This is a genomic window from Rhizobium sp. TRM95796, assembly GCF_025779995.1.
In the GTDB taxonomy this organism is placed as follows: Bacteria; Pseudomonadota; Alphaproteobacteria; order Rhizobiales; family Rhizobiaceae; genus Rhizobium_E.
In genome coordinates this window covers 324,859-340,274 of record NZ_JAOXHE010000006.1, presented here as the reverse complement: position 1 = coordinate 340,274, position 15,416 = coordinate 324,859, and the positions used below count along the sequence as shown (strand labels likewise).

The following is a 15,416-nucleotide window of genomic DNA, read 5'->3' as shown; positions in this document are numbered from 1 at the left end:
TGGAGTCAGGCATATGCCTGAAATACGTCTGGAATTGACCGCGATGCTACCGAGTAGTACTCTGCGGCTCTAGCAGGAGGGCATTCCCATGGCGGTAAAAGCGTCCGTGTCGATTTCCGAACAGCAGGAAAAGTTTGCCCGTCGTCTTGTCGCCGAAGGTCGCTATGCGAGCCTGAGCGCCGTTGTTCAAAAGGGGTTAGAGCTTCTTCGCGAAGAGGCTGAACAGAAAGAGGCCGACCTCGTCGCGCTGCGAGCCTTGATCGCCGAGCGGGAAGCCGATGAATTCCTGGATTTGGAACAAAGCGATCGGCAGATCGAGAAGATGATCGCCGCCAAGAAGGCCTCTTATGGCCTATAGACTTGTCCGGTCCCGCAAAAGCATCAGGGATCTCGACGCAATCTTTGATCACCTGATCGAGTCCTACGTCAATCTTGGCGACGCCCCGGTGGATGCCGCAAGCCGAGCAGCCAGCAGGATCTGGGCGATCAGAACATCTATGAACGCCATCGCAGCTGCGCCGCATCAGGGAACACGTGTTGAGAAGATTGCCGCAGGTTTGCGTTGCGTGACCAAAGAGCGGGCGATATTTTACTTCAAGGTTGACGATGAAGCGAAGGTCGTTCGAATTCTGGCGATCTTCTTCAGCGGGCAGGATCATCAGCGGCATATCCTGAGGCGCCTCGGCATAGATCTTTGAATTAAACGGCGCCGTCAGCCTCGTCATCCGAAATCCCATCTCACTCGAACTCCATGATCACCTCGTCGACGGCCAGACTCTGGCCGACCGACGCCTTCACCGCCTTGACCACGGCCCGGCGCTCCGCCTTCAGCACATTCTCCATCTTCATCGCTTCGACGGTGGCGAGGCTCTGGCCGGCTTCCACCGTGTCGCCGTCTTTCACCAGCACCTGGGTGATGACGCCCGGCATCGGGCAGAGCAACTGCTTGGAGGTGTCGGCGGCTTTCTTGACCGGCATGAATTGCGAGAGTTCGAAGACGCGCGGCGTCATCACCTGATGCACGAGATCGATGCCGCGGAAGCGCAGCCGCCAGCCGGTGGAGGACTTGGCGATCTTAACGCCATAGGACTGGCCGTTGATGAAAAAGCGGCCATGCTGGTCGCCAGGCGTCCAGTCCGATTGCACCGTGAAGGCGACGTCGTCGTCGAAACTCAGCGCCATCACGCCGGCCTCGAGGCTGGCGCCCACCGGCCAGTAATATTTGCCGCCGGTGGCGACGAAGCTCGTCCCCATGGCGCGGCTGTGGTTGGCGAGCGCGCCGGAGATCTTCGTCTTGCGCTGTTCGTCGGTGAGATGGGCGAAGGTGGCGATGGCCGCGAGGATGCGGGCCTGATCCATGTTGGGCTCGACGCCCTGGAAACCTTCAGGCCATTCCTCTGCGATGAAGGCGGTGGTGATGTTGCCGGAATAGAAGCGCGGATGCGCCATCACCGCCGACAGGAAGGGCAGGTTGTGGCCGATGCCCTCGACCTCGAAATCGTCGAGCGCCCGGGCCATGGCCTCGATCGCCTCGCCGCGGTTCGGCGCCCAGGTGCAGAGCTTGGCGATCATCGGATCATAATACATCGAGATCTCGCCGCCTTCGAACACGCCGGTGTCGTTGCGGGTGATCGTGCCGTCGGCGAGATGGCCCTCCTGCGGCGGGCGGTAGCGGCTGAGCCGGCCTATCGACGGCAGGAAGCCGCGATAGGGATCTTCGGCATAGAGCCGGCTTTCAATCGCCCAACCGTTGAGCGTCACGTCCTCCTGGGTCAGCCGCAGCTTTTCGCCATTGGCGACGCGGATCATTTCCTCGACCAGATCGATGCCGGTGATCAGTTCGGTGACCGGGTGTTCGACCTGCAGGCGGGTGTTCATCTCGAGGAAGTAGAAATTGCGCTGGCCGTCGACGATGAACTCGACGGTGCCGGCCGAATGGTAGCCCACGGCTTTCGCAAGCGCGACCGCCTGTTCGCCCATCGCCCGGCGGGTCGTCTCGTCGAGGAAGGAGGAGGGGGCCTCTTCGACGACTTTCTGGTTGCGGCGCTGGATCGAGCATTCGCGCTCACCGAGATAGATCACCTCGCCATGCTTGTCGCCCAGCACCTGGATTTCGATATGGCGCGGCTGGTCGACGAATTTCTCGATGAAGATACGGTCGTCGCCGAAGGAATTGCGCGCCTCGTTCTTCGAGGATTGGAAGCCTTCCCGCGCCTCTGCCTCGTTCCAGGCGATGCGCATGCCCTTGCCGCCGCCGCCGGCGGAGGCCTTGATCATCACGGGATAGCCGATCTCGTTGGAGATCTTCACCGCCTCGTCGGCGTCGGCGATCAGGCCCATATAGCCGGGAACAGTGGAGACGCCGGCTTCGGCGGCGAGCTTCTTGGAGGTGATCTTGTCGCCCATCGCCTCGATCGCGCCGACCGGCGGGCCGATGAAGGTCACGCCCTCTTTCTCAAGCCGTTCGGCGAAGGCGCGGTTTTCCGACAGGAAGCCGTAGCCCGGATGCACGGCGTCTGCTCCGGTCGCCTTGATCGCTTCGATGATCTTGTCGATGACGAGATAAGATTGGGCGGACGGCGCTGCGCCGATATGCACCGCCTCATCCGCCTGCTTCACATGCATGGCGTCGCGATCGACGTGGGAATAGACGGCGACGGTGGCGATGCCGAGCTTCTTGGCCGTGCGGATGACGCGGCAGGCGATCTCGCCGCGGTTGGCGATGAGGATTTTCTTGATCATGCGTCTTCGTCTCCCTCGCCGCGGCCGGGCTTGTTGTCGTTTTCCGCGCGAAATTTGCTGTCATAGGGCATCATCCAGATGGCCGAAGCGGTGACCGCCGCGCCGAAGGTTAGCGCGAGCGGCACGGCGATGAGGATGATGGGCAGGATGGGCGTCTCGGCGCGCGCGATGCGGCTGCCGATCCCGCCGATATCGAGCAGAATGAGAAGGGCCGCGATCATCAGGCCCAGAAAGACGCCGAAAGCGGCGTTCAGGCCCATGAAACGCAGCATGCGCCAGTGATCGGCGCGGGCTTCCGTGGGTGTGAGTTTCGGCTTGATGCCCATGATGGCGGTCCTCATCGCGACCCGCCTTGCGGTGCGCCGTCAGAAGGGGTCCCGGCCGGTTTCGCGTTCCTGATATTTCGCTTCATAGGGCAGCACCCAGATGGCGATGCAGACCGCCACGGCCCCGAAGGTGAGGCCCATGGGAACCGCGATCAGAAATACCGGAATGATTGGATCCGAAGCGCGCGCGAGCCGCGAGCCCAGGCCGCCGACATCCAACAGGAAAATCGAACTCGCGCAGATCAGGCCGAACAACAGTCCCAGCCCAAACCGCATCGCCATGAAGCGCAGCATCGCCTCGTGGTCCTTTCGCGCCTCCTCGCGCGTCAGGATTTTTCTCTCCGCCATCGCCATCCTCCCGAAAGCAGCAGGCGGACAGTGTGCGGCGGATTGTCGCTGCTGTAAAGCGTTCGCTTAAAAAACTTTGAGGCGCATCAAAGGCTTGACGCTTGTCAATTCTGCTGCGCGAAAGGCGGGGCTGGCTCATCGGGCTGATCCCTCAGAGCGGCATCGTGTCGTGCTTGCGCCAATGGCTCTCCTGCTTCTTGGAGCGCAGCATGGCGAAAGCGCGGGCGATGCGTTTGCGCGAGGAATGCGGCCAGATCACCTCGTCGATGAAGCCGCGCTCGGCGGCGACGAAGGGATTGGCGAACCGCTCTTCATAGGCGCGGGTGCGCTCGGCGATCTTTTCGGCGTCGCCGAGTTCGGCGCGATAGAGGATCTCGGTCGCGCCCTTGGCGCCCATCACGGCGATTTCGGCGGTCGGCCAGGCATAATTGACATCGGCGCCGATATGTTTGGAGGCCATGACGTCATAGGCGCCGCCATAGGCCTTGCGGGTGATCAGCGTCACCATCGGCACGGTGGCCTGGCTATAGGCGAACAGGAGTTTCGCGCCATGCTTGATAATGCCGTTATATTCCTGGGCCGTGCCCGGCAGGAAGCCCGGCACATCGACCAGCGTCAGCAGCGGAATGTTGAAAGCGTCGCAGAAGCGCACGAATTTTGCCGCCTTGCGCGAGGCGTCGATATCGAGGCAGCCGGCCAGCACCATCGGCTGATTGGCGACCACGCCGACCGTCTGCCCCTCAAGGCGGATGAAGCCGGTGAGGATATTGCGGGCGAATGCCTCGCCGATCTCGTGGAAATCGCCTTCGTCGGCGATCGCCAGGATCAGTTCGCGCATGTCATAGGGCTTGGCCGCGCTGTCGGGGATCAGCGTGTCCAGCCGCGCTTCCAGCCGGCTCGGATCGTCGTGGAAGGGCCGCACCGGCGGCTTTTCGCGGTTGTTGAGCGGCAGGAAATCGAAGAGATCGCGGATCTTGAGCAGCGCCTCGATATCGTTGTCGAAGGCGCCGTCGGCGACGGAGGATTTCGACGTATGGGTTTTGGCGCCGCCGAGATCTTCCGCCGTGACGATTTCGTTGGTGACGGTCTTCACCACATCGGGGCCGGTCACGAACATGTAGGAGCTGTCGCGCACCATGAAGATGAAGTCGGTCATGGCGGGCGAATAGACAGCGCCGCCGGCGCAGGGACCCATGATCACCGAAATCTGCGGAATGACGCCGGAGACTTCGGCGTTGCGGCGGAACACTTCGGCGTAACCGGCGAGCGAATCTACACCTTCCTGGATGCGCGCGCCGCCGGAATCGTTGAGCCCGATCATCGGCGCGCCGTTGCGGGCGGCCATGTCCATGATCTTGCAGATCTTCTGGGCATGCGTTTCCGACAGCGAGCCGCCGAACACGGTGAAATCCTGGCTGAAGACATAGACGAGGCGGCCATTGATGGTGCCCCAGCCGGTGACGACGCCATCGCCGGGGATCTTGTCCTGCTCCATGCCGAATTCGACGCAGCGATGGGTGACATACATGTCGTATTCTTCGAAGGAGCCTTCGTCGAGCAGCACGTCCAGCCGCTCGCGCGCGGTCAGCTTGCCCTTGGAATGCTGGGTGGCGATGCGACGCTCGCCGCCGCCCAACTTTGCAGCGGCCCGTCTGTCTTCCAGCTGTTCGAGAATCTCGCGCATGTGGCTCCCACCCTTCCCGCTCGGCATGTTCGTTTTCCTTTACGTCCGAACCGCGCCTGCTCCTAGAGTTGAACAGGCGAACTTGCGCTGTTTGCAATACGACGAACTGAGAATTGCGAATTTGCGAAAAATGCGCAAGTCTGACGACGACAATGGCGGAGAGATGCGACAATGGCGATCGGAAAACTCTATATCGGCCGCAAGGTTCGGGAGTTGCGGCAGATCAACAAGGCTACCCAGGCGCAATTCGCCGAGCGAATCGGCATCTCCGTCAGCTATCTCAACCAGATCGAAAACAACCAGCGCCCGGTCTCCGCCGCGGTGCTGATTGCGCTGGCGGAGAAATTCCGCGTGGATCTCTCCGATCTTTCGGCGGGGGAAGGCGACCGGTTGCTCTCGGCGCTGACCGAGGCGCTCAACGATCCCCTCTTCGAGGCGCAATCCGCGAGCCTGCAGGAGTTGAAGCTGGTTGCGCAGAATGCGCCTGGCGTCGCGCATGCGCTGATCGCCTGTCATCGCGCCTACCGGCACAATTCCGAACAGCTCGCCAGCATCGACGACACGCTGGGACGGTCGCCGGGCATCGCCGAGAACACGCCCTATGAGGAAGTGCGCGACTTCTTTCACTTCGTCGACAATTACATCCATGATCTCGATAGCGCCGCCGAACGTCTGGCCGCAGAGATCGGGCTCGGCGAAGCCGATCCGAGCGCGCCGCTTGCCGCTTTTCTGGAGCGGGCGCATGGCGTGCGCATTCGCAAGGCGCTCACCGAAGACGACATGATCCGCAGCTATGACCGGCAGGCCAAGATCATGACGCTCAACGCCTATCTGCCCGCCGCCACCCGCGATTTCCAGATGGCGCTGCAGATCGCGCAACTCGCGCTGCCCGACATGATCGACCAGATCGCCCGCAATGCCGGCTTCCGCACCACGGAAGCTTTCGAAATCTGTCGCATCGGCCTGCAGAACTATGTCGCCGGCGCGCTGATCCTGCCCTATCGGGTGTTCATGGAGGCCGCGCGGGCGCTCAGGCATGATCTCGATCTGCTGGCCATGCGCTTCGGCGCCAGCCTGGAGCAGGTCTGTCATCGCCTGTCCACGCTGCAACGGCCCGGCGCCAAGGGCGTGCCGATCTTCTTCGCCCGCATCGACCGGGCCGGCAACATCACCAAGCGGCATTCCGCCGCCAAGCTGCAATTCGCCCGTTTCGGCGCAGCCTGTCCGCTATGGAATGCGCATCAGGCTTTCGAACAGCCGGGCCGGATCATAAGGCAGCTGGCGGAGACGCCCGACGGTGTCCGCTATCTCTGTTTCGCCACGCAGATTTCCAAGGGCGGCCGCGGCTTCCGCAAGCCGCAGCAGCATTACGCGCTCGCGCTGGGTTGTGAGATTTCCTATGCCGACAGCTTCGTCTATGCTGACGATCTCGATCTGGACAACCGCGCCGCCTTCGATCCGATCGGCATCTCCTGCCGGATCTGCGAGCGCGGCCAGTGTCCCAGCCGCGCCATGCCGCCGCTCAAGGGGCGGCTGGTGATCGATCACGACCGCCGCGCCGCGCTGCCTTACGCGCTCAGGGAGAATTGAAGGTCTCTCACCTTCAATGCGCCTCGTCCCAGTTCTTCGCGGCGCGGGCGTCGACGGCGAGCGGCACGCTCATTTCGATGGCCGGGAAGGCGGCGTTTTCCATCACCTCGCGGATGACCGGGATGGCGCGGTCGGCCTCGTCCTCGGTGGTCTCGAAGATCAGTTCGTCATGCACCTGCAGCAGCATGCGCGCCTTGAGTTTCGCCGCGTCCAGCGCCGGCTCCATCTTGATCATGGCGCGGCGGATGACGTCGGCCGCCGAGCCCTGGATCGGCGCATTGATCGCGGCGCGTTCGTTGAAGGCGCGAACGGACGGATTGGACGAGCGGATCTCCGGATAGTGGATGCGACGGCCGAAGATGGTTTCGACATAGCCCAGCTCGCGCGCCTTGGCCTTGGCCTCTTCCATATAGGCCTTGATGCCGGGGAAGCGCTCGAAATAGCGCTTGATGTAATCGCCGGCTTCCGACCGCTCGATGCTGAGCTGATTGGCGAGGCCGAAGGCGGAGATGCCATAGATGATGCCGAAATTGATCGCCTTGGCGCGGCGGCGCACATCCGACGGCATGCCCTCGACCGGCACGCCGAACATTTCCGACGCCGTCATCGCGTGAATGTCGATGCCTTCGGCGAACGCTCGCGTCAGCTGCGGGATATCGGCGACATGGGCAAGCACGCGCAGTTCGATCTGGCTATAGTCGGCCGAGATGAGAACATGACCCGGCTCGGCCACGAAGGCGGTGCGAATCTTGCGGCCCTCGGCGGTGCGGACCGGGATGTTCTGCAGATTGGGTTCCGACGATGACAGCCGCCCCGTGGTGGTGGCGGCCATGGCGTAGGAGGTGTGCACCCGCTTGGTCTCGGGGTTCACGTAAGACGGCAGCGCATCGGTATAGGTGCTCTTGAGCTTGGTGATCTGGCGCCAGTCGACGATCTTGCGCGGCAGGTCATGGCCTGCGGCTGCGAGATCTTCCAGCACCTGCGCCGAGGTCGACCATTGGCCGGTCTTGGTCTTGCCGCCGCCGGAATCCAGACCCATCTTGCCGAACAGGATTTCCCCAAGCTGCTTGGGCGAGCCGATATTGAATCGCTCGCCGGCGAGCTGATAGATTTCGTCCTCGATGCGGGCGGCGGACTGGGCGAGTTCGCCCGAGAGACGCGAGAGAATCTGCCGGTCGATGGAAATGCCGCGCGCTTCCATGCTGGCGAGCACGGTGGCTAGCGGTCGCTCCAGCCGTTCATAGACGCTTGTCAGGCTCTTGGCGGCGAGCTGCGGCTTCAGTACGTGCCAGAGGCGCAGCGTCACATCGGCGTCCTCGGCGGCGTAAGCCGTTGCTTTGTCGATATCGACCATATCGAAGGTCACGGCGCTCTTGCCGGAGCCGGTCACGTCCTTATAGGCGATCGGCTTGTGGCCGAGCCAGCGCTCCGACAGCGTGTCCATGTTGTGCAGCGTCGCGCCGGCGTCGAGCACATAGGACATCAGCATCGTGTCGTCGTAACGGGCGACCTCGATGCCGTGGCGCTTCATCATCAGCCAGTCATATTTGATGTTCTGGGCGACGACGAGGATCGCCGGATCCTCCAGCATCGGCTTCAAGATAGCGAGCGCGTCGCGCAGCGGGATCTGGCCCTCGGCGATGCCGCCGCCGAGCAGATCGCCACGGCCGGATTTGTGGCCGAGCGGGATATAGCAGGCGCGGATCGCGGCGCCCGAGGGATCGGCGGCATTGTCGGCCACGGCGAGCGAGACGCCGCACAGTTCCGCCTGCATCGGATCGAGCGAGGTCGTCTCGGTGTCGAAGGCGACGAGGCCGGTGTCGCGGGCGAGCGTCACCCAGGCGTCCAGTCGGGCCGTGTCGCGCACGGTCTCATAGGTAGACGGATCGATCGGGCTCGAGGCGAAAGCCTGGACGCGGGCATCCGCCAGCGCCTTCGGGGTGAAGACGGGGTCGCCGCCGACGCCTGTGGCCGACGCATCGCCCGCAGGCTTGGCCGCAGTGGAGGTCTTGGCGGGCTTGCCGTCTGTGGCGGCCGTATCGAGATCCGGGCCGTGGGCTGCGCCGCTCCATTCGATCTTGACCGAGGCGGGCTCGATTTCGGCCGCGTCCGCGCCGGTTGCTTCGGCGACGCGGCGGGTCAGTGTGGTGAATTCCATCGTCTTGAGGAATGCAACGAGGCGCGGGCCGTCTTGCGGATGCAGCACGAGATCCTCGAGCGGCGCGAGATCGGGCACATCGGTCTTCAGCGTCACCAGCTGGCGCGACACCTGGATGAGGTCGCGGGCGGCGAGAATGCTTTCGCGGCGCTTCTCCTGCTTGATCTCGGCGGCGCGGGCGAGCAGCGTGTCGAGATCGCCGAACTGTTCGAGGAGAGACGCGGCCGTCTTCGGGCCGATGCCGGGCACGCCGGGGACATTGTCGGTGGAATCGCCGGTCAGCGCCTGTAGGTCGATCATCTTCTCGGGCGGCACGCCCCATTTCTCGATCACTTCCGGGATCGAGATCTGCTTGTCTTTCATCGCGTCATACATATGCACGCGCGGGGTCACGAGCTGCATCAGATCCTTGTCGGAGGAGATGATGGTGGTCTCGGCGCCGAGCGCCTCGGCCTGGCGGGCATAGGTGGCGATGATGTCGTCGGCCTCATAGCCCTCGGTCTCGATGCAGGGCAGGTTGAAGGCGCGCGTCGCCTCGCGGATCAGGCCGAATTGCGGGATCAGATCCTCGGGCGGCGCGGAACGGTTGGCCTTGTAGTCGGGATAGATCTCTTTGCGGAAGGTGGCGGAGGAATAGTCGAAGATCACCGCGAAATGGGTGGGCGTGACGCCGACATCGGTGTTGCGCGCATCGACGAGCAGCTTCCACAACATGTTGCAGAAGCCCGACACCGCGCCCACCGGCAGTTTGTCCGACTTGCGGGTCAGCGCCGGCAGCGCATGGAAGGCCCGGAAGATGAAGCCGGACCCGTCGACGAGGAAAAGATGATCACCGTTTTTCATGGGTCTGCTGTTAGCATGCGGCGGAAGAGTCGGAAAGACGAAGCGGTCGGCAGGGCGGAGAAATGGGCGCTTGCGTGATGCGCTGCGCTCTTGCCCGCGTCATCAGGTGTGCTATGTCCTTGCCCATCGAAAAAGGGGAAGACGCATGGCCTTCGCACCGCAGGCGGGACTGGTTCGCACGATCGCCGAGACGGTCGGAGACTATCGCTCGGGCTCGCCCGCCCTGGTGAAATTCGCCATGGAATGCGGCATCGCGCTCAACCGCCAGCCTATTATCAGCAAGGTCACGGTCAAGCCGACCATGCGCGACGAGCGCTTCCAGATCGGCGACGAGGCCTATAAGGGCAAATTCGCCTCCGACCGCGACGCCTTCTTCGCGGCCTTCGACGCCTTCATGGCCAATGGCGAGTTTCTCGCCTGGAACGGCCGCGCGCCCATCGCCCGCGGCGTGCCGCCGATGAAGGCGCTGAGCGAGAATTTCGCTCATCCCACTTTCCAGATCGACATGACCAGCCGCCGGCGTGGCGAGCCCAAGGAAACCCGCTACGCCATGTTGTTCGTCGGCTTTTCCGATGACGAGGCGGCCAAAGCCTATGCGGACAGGCTCGCCCATCTGGTGATGTGATCAGGCTTGACGATTTCTCGTAAATGGGATTATTTCTCGTTTATGGAAGAAATTGATCCCCTCGACGCCCAACTTGCCCAACGATTGAAAGCGCTGCGCGCCGAGCGCGGCTGGTCGCTCGACGACCTCGCGCAAAGAAGCGGGGTCAGTCGCGCCACGCTGTCCCGCCTCGAAAAGGCCGAGGTCAGCCCGACCGCCAATGTGCTCGGCCGTCTCTGCGGCGCCTATGGCATGCCGATGTCGCGGCTGATGCGCATGGTGGAGGACGCGTTTACGCCTCTGGTCCGGCCGGAAAACCAGCCTGTCTGGACCGACGCCAGCCTCGGCTTCGAGCGCCGTTCGGTCTCGCCGCCGGCGGCGAGCCTGTCGGGGGAGGCGGTGGAATGCCGGCTGAAGCCGGGAGCCCGCATCGATTACCAACTGCCGCCGCGCCCCGGCCTCGAACATCACCTGATCATGATTGCGGGCGGCCTGGCGCTGACCATCGAAGGCCGGACCTATGACATCGGGCCCGGCGATTGCCTGCGCTACAAGATATCAGGCCCCTCCAGCTTCCGCGCTTCGGACACGGACGGCGCGCATTATCTCCTGTTCATCGTCTGAGGTTTTGATATGAGCATTGTCCACCTCTCCGCCGCCGATATCGAGGCGCGTATCGCCGAATTGTCGGACCTCCTGCATGCCTGCGTGATGGACGGCGCGAGCGTCAATTTCGTGATGCCCTATGCGATGGAGGACGCCGAGCGCTTCTGGCGCAAGAAGGTGCTGGCGCGGATGGACGACGGCTTGCTGACCGTGCTCGGCTGGATGGAGGGCGGCCGCGTGGTCGGCTCGGTGCAGCTCGACGCCGACACGCCGCCCAACCAGGCCCATCGCGCCGACGTCAAGAAGATGCTGGTGCATCCCGCCTACCAGCGCCGCGGCATCGGCAAGGCGCTGATGGCGGCGGTGGAGCAGGTCGCGCGCGACAAGGGGCTCACGCTGCTGACGCTCGACACCCGCTCCGGCGACAAGGGCGAACCGCTCTATCGCGCCTCGGGTTTCGAGGTCGTTGGCGTCATTCCCGGCTATAGCCGCGATCCTTTCGCGGATGTCTATGACGCCTGCACGTATATGTACAAGCAGCTCGCCTGACATCTCGGACTATAAAACGCGCACAATGGATGCGCGTAAGCTCCTCTTGTTTTGTCGAAATTATAGCGCATGATGCCGCCACACAATAATCTACGGAGGAACATCCATGCGTCAGATCGGACATTTCATCGGCGGCAAGCAGGTCGCCGGAACTTCGGGCCGCAAGCAGGGCGTCTTCAACCCCGCCACCGGCGAAATCCAGGCTGAAGTCTCGCTCGCCAGCGCCGAAGAACTGAACGCCGCAGTCGAGAACGCCAAGGCCGCGCAGCCCAAATGGGCCGCCACCAATCCGCAGCGCCGCGCCCGCGTCTTCATGAAATTCGTGCAGCTGCTCAACGACAACATGGATGAGCTCGCCGCTCTGCTCTCTTCCGAGCATGGCAAGACGATCGAAGACGCCAAGGGCGACATCGTCCGCGGCCTCGAAGTCTGCGAATTCGTCATCGGCATTCCGCATCTGTCCAAGAGCGAATTCACCGAAGGCGCCGGCCCGAACATCGACATGTATTCGATCCGCCAGGCTGTCGGCGTGGGCGCAGGCATCACGCCGTTCAACTTCCCGGCCATGATCCCGATGTGGATGTTCGCGCCGGCCATCGCTTGCGGCAACGCCTTCATCCTCAAGCCGTCCGAGCGTGACCCGTCCGTGCCGATCCGTTTGGCCGAACTGATGATCGAAGCCGGCCTGCCGGCGGGCATCCTCAACGTCGTCAACGGCGACAAGTCGGCCGTCGATGGCCTGCTGACCCATCCCGATATTGGCGCGATTTCGTTTGTCGGCTCGACCCCGATCGCCCGTTATGTCTATGGCACGGCGGCGATGAACGGCAAGCGCGCCCAGTGCTTCGGCGGCGCCAAGAACCACATGATCATCATGCCGGACGCCGATCTCGACCAGGCGGCGCAGGCGCTGATGGGCGCGGGCTACGGCTCGGCCGGCGAGCGCTGCATGGCGATTTCTGTGGCTGTGCCGGTCGGTGAAGACACCGCCAACCGCCTGATCGAAAAGCTGACGCCGATGGTCGAATCCTTGCGCATCGGTCCCTATACCGATGACAAGGCCGATATGGGTCCCGTCGTCACTAAGGAAGCGCGCGACCGCATTCTCGGCCTGATCGACAGCGGCGTCGAAGCCGGCGCCAAGCTCGTCGTCGACGGCCGTAATTTCAAGCTGCAGGGCTATGAAAACGGCTATTTCGTCGGCGGCTGCCTGTTTGACCATGTCACGCCCGACATGGACATCTACAAGACCGAAATCTTCGGACCCGTCCTTTCGGTCGTGCGCGCCAAGACCTATGAAGAAGCGCTCGACCTGCCGATGAAACATGAATACGGCAATGGTGTCGCGATCTACACGCGCGACGGCGACGCCGCCCGCGATTTCGCATCCCGCATCAATATCGGCATGGTCGGCGTCAACGTGCCGATCCCGGTTCCGCTCGCCTACCACTCCTTCGGCGGCTGGAAGTCGTCGTCCTTCGGCGATCTCAACCAGCACGGCACTGACTCCATCAAGTTCTGGACCCGCACCAAGACGGTTACCTCGCGTTGGCCGTCGGGCATCAAGGACGGCGCCGAATTCGTCATGCCGACGATGAAGTAAGCGCAGCCGCGTAAATCAGACAAACCCGCCGGAAGCCCTGTTTCCGGCGGGTTTTTAATTTGAAGTTTTCTGGAGCTTGGGTTTACAATCTAGACGGGATGTGATTCCACTTCAACGGAGCTGGGAACAGTCATTCGCATGCGCATTTTTGATGAGGCGGAAGTTGCGGGGACTGTCCTTTTGGACAAACTGCCTACTTCAATGGATTGCGCATGACGTCAAAAGACTTGCAGCCGGCCGAAACGTCGCCGCTGCTCAAATTTGAATTCCGCGGATCGGCACGCGAATATTTTGGCATCTGGATCGTCAATGTTCTGCTGACCATCGTGACCCTCGGCATCTATTCTGCATGGGCGAAAGTCAGGCGGTTGCGCTATTTTTATGGCAACACGGTGCTTGACGGCTTCGGCTTCGATTATCATGCGAGAGGCAAGCAGATCCTGATCGGGCGCCTGATCACATTCGCCTATCTGGTCGCCTACAACGTCGCGATCAATCTCTCGCCTATTGTCGGCGGCCTTCTCGGGCTCGGATTTCTGGTGTTCCTGCCTTGGATCATCGTTCGCAGCCTGCGCTTCAACGCGCGGGTCACGAGTTATCGAAATCTTCGCTTCGACTTTGTCGGCGGCGCCTGGGGCGCCCTTCGTTCCTTTTTCCTTGGCGGGCTCGTTGCCGGACTTTCGCTCGGAATTCTCGCGCCCTTCGCCAGCCGCTGGGCCTATCGCTATGTCATCAACAATCTGCGTTATGGCGGCAAGTCGTTCTCGACCGATGTGAGGCTGGGCGAGATCTATCGCGGCTGGCTTTTGCCCGCCCTGATGTTCGCCCTCGGGATCGCGCTCCTCGGAGTGATCGGCGCTTTTGCTGTTTTCCCTTACATCGCCGAGGTCAAGCAAAGCCTTGCGGATGCGGATCAGAACCGCCGGGTGGCTGTCGTCGTCGGCCTCTTCTATCTGGCGATGTTGCCGGTGCTGCTTCTCTACATCGTCGCCGGGATTGTCTATCGCATCGGTGTGCGCAACATCGTTCTCTCCCGCAGCGAAATCGAGGGGGGGCACCGGCTGTCGAGCGCCGTGCCGAGATTCGGCTATGCCTGGGTGGCCATCTCCAACGTGTTCGTGACCTTGGCGACCCTGAGCCTTATGCGCCCCTGGGCGGCGGTGCGTGAATGGCGCTATGTCGTCGAGCACACGGGACTGCAGCCGAATGGTGAACTCACCACCGTCGTGACAGGCTTGCAAAGCGAAGGCTCGGCCGTAAGCTCCGAACTTCTGGACATCGAGGGCTTCGACTTTGGCTTCTGACGTCGTTCGACTGTCCGGTCACTGGCATCCGCCCGGCGCCAATTTGGCGACGCCGGCGGAGCTAAACGGCGGGACGGATCGCCTTGAGGTCAAGACCGACGACGGCGCGGTGCAGGCGGTCGCGCCGCTGGGCGACGTGCGCGTGTCTGACCGGATCGGGTCGGTTCCCCGCCGCTTTGCCTTCATCAATGGCGGTCTGTTCGAAACACCTGACAATGAAGGCGTGGATGTCTTCCTCAGAGCCGCGCGGGCCGATCGCAGCGGCTGGATTCATGGCCTGGAACGGTCTCGCCCCCGCCTGGCGTTCTTCGCCCTGGCCATCATTCTGCTGGCGTTCGGGATCTATCGCTATGGTTTGCCGGCGTTGGTCGAGGTTGCCGTCCGGGTGACGCCGCCTGTTGTCAACGATCTGCTGGCGGAGGGCGCGCTGCAATCCCTCGATCGGACCTTGCTATCCCAAAGCGCGCTGTCGGAAGACAGGCAAGACGAGATTCTGGAAGAATTTTATGAACTCGCGGCGAATGGCGATCGCGGCGTCGGCGGTTACAATCTTGAATTCCGCGACGGCGGCTATATCGGTCCCAACGCTTTCGCCCTGCCAAACGGCGTCATCGTGCTGACGGATCAACTGGTTGAGCTCGCCAGGGGCGACAACGATATGATTCTCGGCGTGCTGGCGCATGAGATCGGTCACGTCGACCACAAGCATTCCCTGAGACAGGTTTACCGCGTGGCTGGCACTGCGGCGTTGATCACGCTGATCGCCGGCGACATCGGCAGCGCCTCCGAAGATATGCTAACCAACGGCGCGGCGCTGCTGACGCTTTCGAATTCACGCGCTGCGGAGGAGGAGGCGGACCGGACGTCCGTCGAGCTGATGAAGAAAGCAGGACGCGATCCTGCGGCGATCGGACGGTTTTTCGCGATTCTCGAAGCTAATTTTGGCGATAGCGAGGGACCTAACATGCTGTCCACCCATCCCGCCACGCCGGAGCGGCGCAAGGCCGTCGAGGCTTACGCCCGTGAATTGAACAGCAAGAAATAAAGAAGGCGACCGGT

Annotated in this window: 14 protein-coding genes and 1 pseudogene; 9 read left to right on the top strand and 6 right to left on the bottom strand. The window is 62.6% G+C overall.

The window, feature by feature from the left end; genetic code table 11:
* Positions 1-88 precede the first annotated feature (88 nt).
* Both OCK01_RS15690 and OCK01_RS15685 read left to right on the top strand, forming a co-directional pair.
* Entirely contained in the window at positions 89-358 is a 270-nt protein-coding gene (locus OCK01_RS15690) for a type II toxin-antitoxin system ParD family antitoxin (RefSeq protein ID WP_263824735.1), read from the top strand.
* The gene (locus OCK01_RS15685; RefSeq protein WP_263824734.1) at positions 348-698 is read left to right on the top strand and encodes a type II toxin-antitoxin system RelE/ParE family toxin; all 351 of its coding nucleotides are present in this window, start codon (positions 348-350) and stop codon (positions 696-698) included. Before OCK01_RS15690 ends, OCK01_RS15685 begins: the two co-directional genes overlap by 11 nt.
* A 40-nt stretch (positions 699-738) precedes the next feature.
* Here OCK01_RS15685 and OCK01_RS26575 read toward each other — a convergent pair whose 3' ends face one another.
* From OCK01_RS26575 to OCK01_RS15665, 5 genes and pseudogenes are all read right to left on the bottom strand, one after another.
* Positions 739-930 carry a biotin/lipoyl-containing protein gene (locus OCK01_RS26575; protein ID WP_412179021.1) on the bottom strand — a complete coding sequence of 64 codons (192 nt, stop codon included), beginning with the start codon at positions 928-930 and terminating at the stop codon, positions 739-741.
* Positions 931-1,026: 96 nt separating this feature from the next.
* Positions 1,027-2,742: pseudogene (locus OCK01_RS15680) on the bottom strand (acetyl-CoA carboxylase biotin carboxylase subunit); the annotation flags it as partial.
* On the bottom strand, positions 2,739-3,083 hold the full coding sequence (locus tag OCK01_RS15675; RefSeq protein WP_263824732.1) for a hypothetical protein: 345 nt from the start codon (positions 3,081-3,083) through the stop codon (positions 2,739-2,741). The pseudogene OCK01_RS15680 and the gene OCK01_RS15675, both read right to left, overlap by 4 nt.
* A gap of 24 nt (positions 3,084-3,107) precedes the next feature.
* Entirely contained in the window at positions 3,108-3,416 is a 309-nt protein-coding gene (locus tag OCK01_RS15670; protein ID WP_263824731.1) for a hypothetical protein, read from the bottom strand.
* Positions 3,417-3,567: 151 nt separating this feature from the next.
* Positions 3,568-5,100, bottom strand: a complete 1,533-nt coding sequence (locus OCK01_RS15665; RefSeq protein ID WP_263824861.1) for an acyl-CoA carboxylase subunit beta — start codon at positions 5,098-5,100, stop codon at positions 3,568-3,570.
* 171 nt (positions 5,101-5,271) lie between these two features.
* On the opposite strand from OCK01_RS15665, the gene OCK01_RS15660 reads away from it, so the two are divergent.
* On the top strand, positions 5,272-6,690 hold the full coding sequence (locus tag OCK01_RS15660; RefSeq protein WP_263824730.1) for a helix-turn-helix domain-containing protein: 1,419 nt from the start codon (positions 5,272-5,274) through the stop codon (positions 6,688-6,690).
* A gap of 13 nt (positions 6,691-6,703) precedes the next feature.
* On the opposite strand, the gene polA is transcribed toward OCK01_RS15660, so the two are convergent.
* Positions 6,704-9,691 carry a DNA polymerase I gene (gene polA / locus OCK01_RS15655; protein ID WP_263824729.1) on the bottom strand — a complete coding sequence of 996 codons (2,988 nt, stop codon included), beginning with the start codon at positions 9,689-9,691 and terminating at the stop codon, positions 6,704-6,706.
* Between the two features lie 145 nt (positions 9,692-9,836).
* Here polA and OCK01_RS15650 point away from each other — a divergent pair, with 145 nt between their 5' ends.
* From OCK01_RS15650 to OCK01_RS15625, 6 genes are all read left to right on the top strand, one after another.
* Positions 9,837-10,316, top strand: a complete 480-nt coding sequence (locus tag OCK01_RS15650) for a hypothetical protein (RefSeq protein WP_263824728.1) — start codon at positions 9,837-9,839, stop codon at positions 10,314-10,316.
* A 42-nt stretch (positions 10,317-10,358) separates the two neighbouring features.
* Complete coding sequence (locus tag OCK01_RS15645; RefSeq protein ID WP_263824727.1) at positions 10,359-10,919, top strand: helix-turn-helix domain-containing protein; 561 nt, start codon at positions 10,359-10,361, stop codon at positions 10,917-10,919.
* A 9-nt stretch (positions 10,920-10,928) separates the two neighbouring features.
* Complete coding sequence (locus tag OCK01_RS15640) at positions 10,929-11,450, top strand: GNAT family N-acetyltransferase (RefSeq protein ID WP_263824726.1); 522 nt, start codon at positions 10,929-10,931, stop codon at positions 11,448-11,450.
* A gap of 106 nt (positions 11,451-11,556) precedes the next feature.
* A complete protein-coding gene (locus OCK01_RS15635; protein WP_263824725.1) occupies positions 11,557-13,053 on the top strand; it encodes a CoA-acylating methylmalonate-semialdehyde dehydrogenase in 1,497 nt (498 codons plus the stop codon).
* Positions 13,054-13,280: 227 nt separating this feature from the next.
* A complete protein-coding gene (locus OCK01_RS15630; protein WP_263824724.1) occupies positions 13,281-14,357 on the top strand; it encodes a YjgN family protein in 1,077 nt (358 codons plus the stop codon).
* A complete protein-coding gene (locus OCK01_RS15625; RefSeq protein WP_263824723.1) occupies positions 14,347-15,402 on the top strand; it encodes a M48 family metallopeptidase in 1,056 nt (351 codons plus the stop codon). Before OCK01_RS15630 ends, OCK01_RS15625 begins: the two co-directional genes overlap by 11 nt.
* The last annotated feature ends 14 nt before the right edge of the window (positions 15,403-15,416 follow it).

Coding starts and splice junctions, on each gene's coding strand:
- OCK01_RS15690 (WP_263824735.1), top strand. CDS start 89: ATGGCGGTAAAAGCGTCCGTGTCGATTTCCGAACAGCAGGAAAAGTTT.
- OCK01_RS15685 (WP_263824734.1), top strand. CDS start 348: ATGGCCTATAGACTTGTCCGGTCCCGCAAAAGCATCAGGGATCTCGAC.
- OCK01_RS26575 (WP_412179021.1), bottom strand. CDS start 930: ATGCCGGGCGTCATCACCCAGGTGCTGGTGAAAGACGGCGACACGGTG.
- OCK01_RS15675 (WP_263824732.1), bottom strand. CDS start 3,083: ATGAGGACCGCCATCATGGGCATCAAGCCGAAACTCACACCCACGGAA.
- OCK01_RS15670 (WP_263824731.1), bottom strand. CDS start 3,416: ATGGCGGAGAGAAAAATCCTGACGCGCGAGGAGGCGCGAAAGGACCAC.
- OCK01_RS15665 (WP_263824861.1), bottom strand. CDS start 5,100: ATGCGCGAGATTCTCGAACAGCTGGAAGACAGACGGGCCGCTGCAAAG.
- OCK01_RS15660 (WP_263824730.1), top strand. CDS start 5,272: ATGGCGATCGGAAAACTCTATATCGGCCGCAAGGTTCGGGAGTTGCGG.
- polA (WP_263824729.1), bottom strand. CDS start 9,691: ATGAAAAACGGTGATCATCTTTTCCTCGTCGACGGGTCCGGCTTCATC.
- OCK01_RS15650 (WP_263824728.1), top strand. CDS start 9,837: ATGGCCTTCGCACCGCAGGCGGGACTGGTTCGCACGATCGCCGAGACG.
- OCK01_RS15645 (WP_263824727.1), top strand. CDS start 10,359: ATGGAAGAAATTGATCCCCTCGACGCCCAACTTGCCCAACGATTGAAA.
- OCK01_RS15640 (WP_263824726.1), top strand. CDS start 10,929: ATGAGCATTGTCCACCTCTCCGCCGCCGATATCGAGGCGCGTATCGCC.
- OCK01_RS15635 (WP_263824725.1), top strand. CDS start 11,557: ATGCGTCAGATCGGACATTTCATCGGCGGCAAGCAGGTCGCCGGAACT.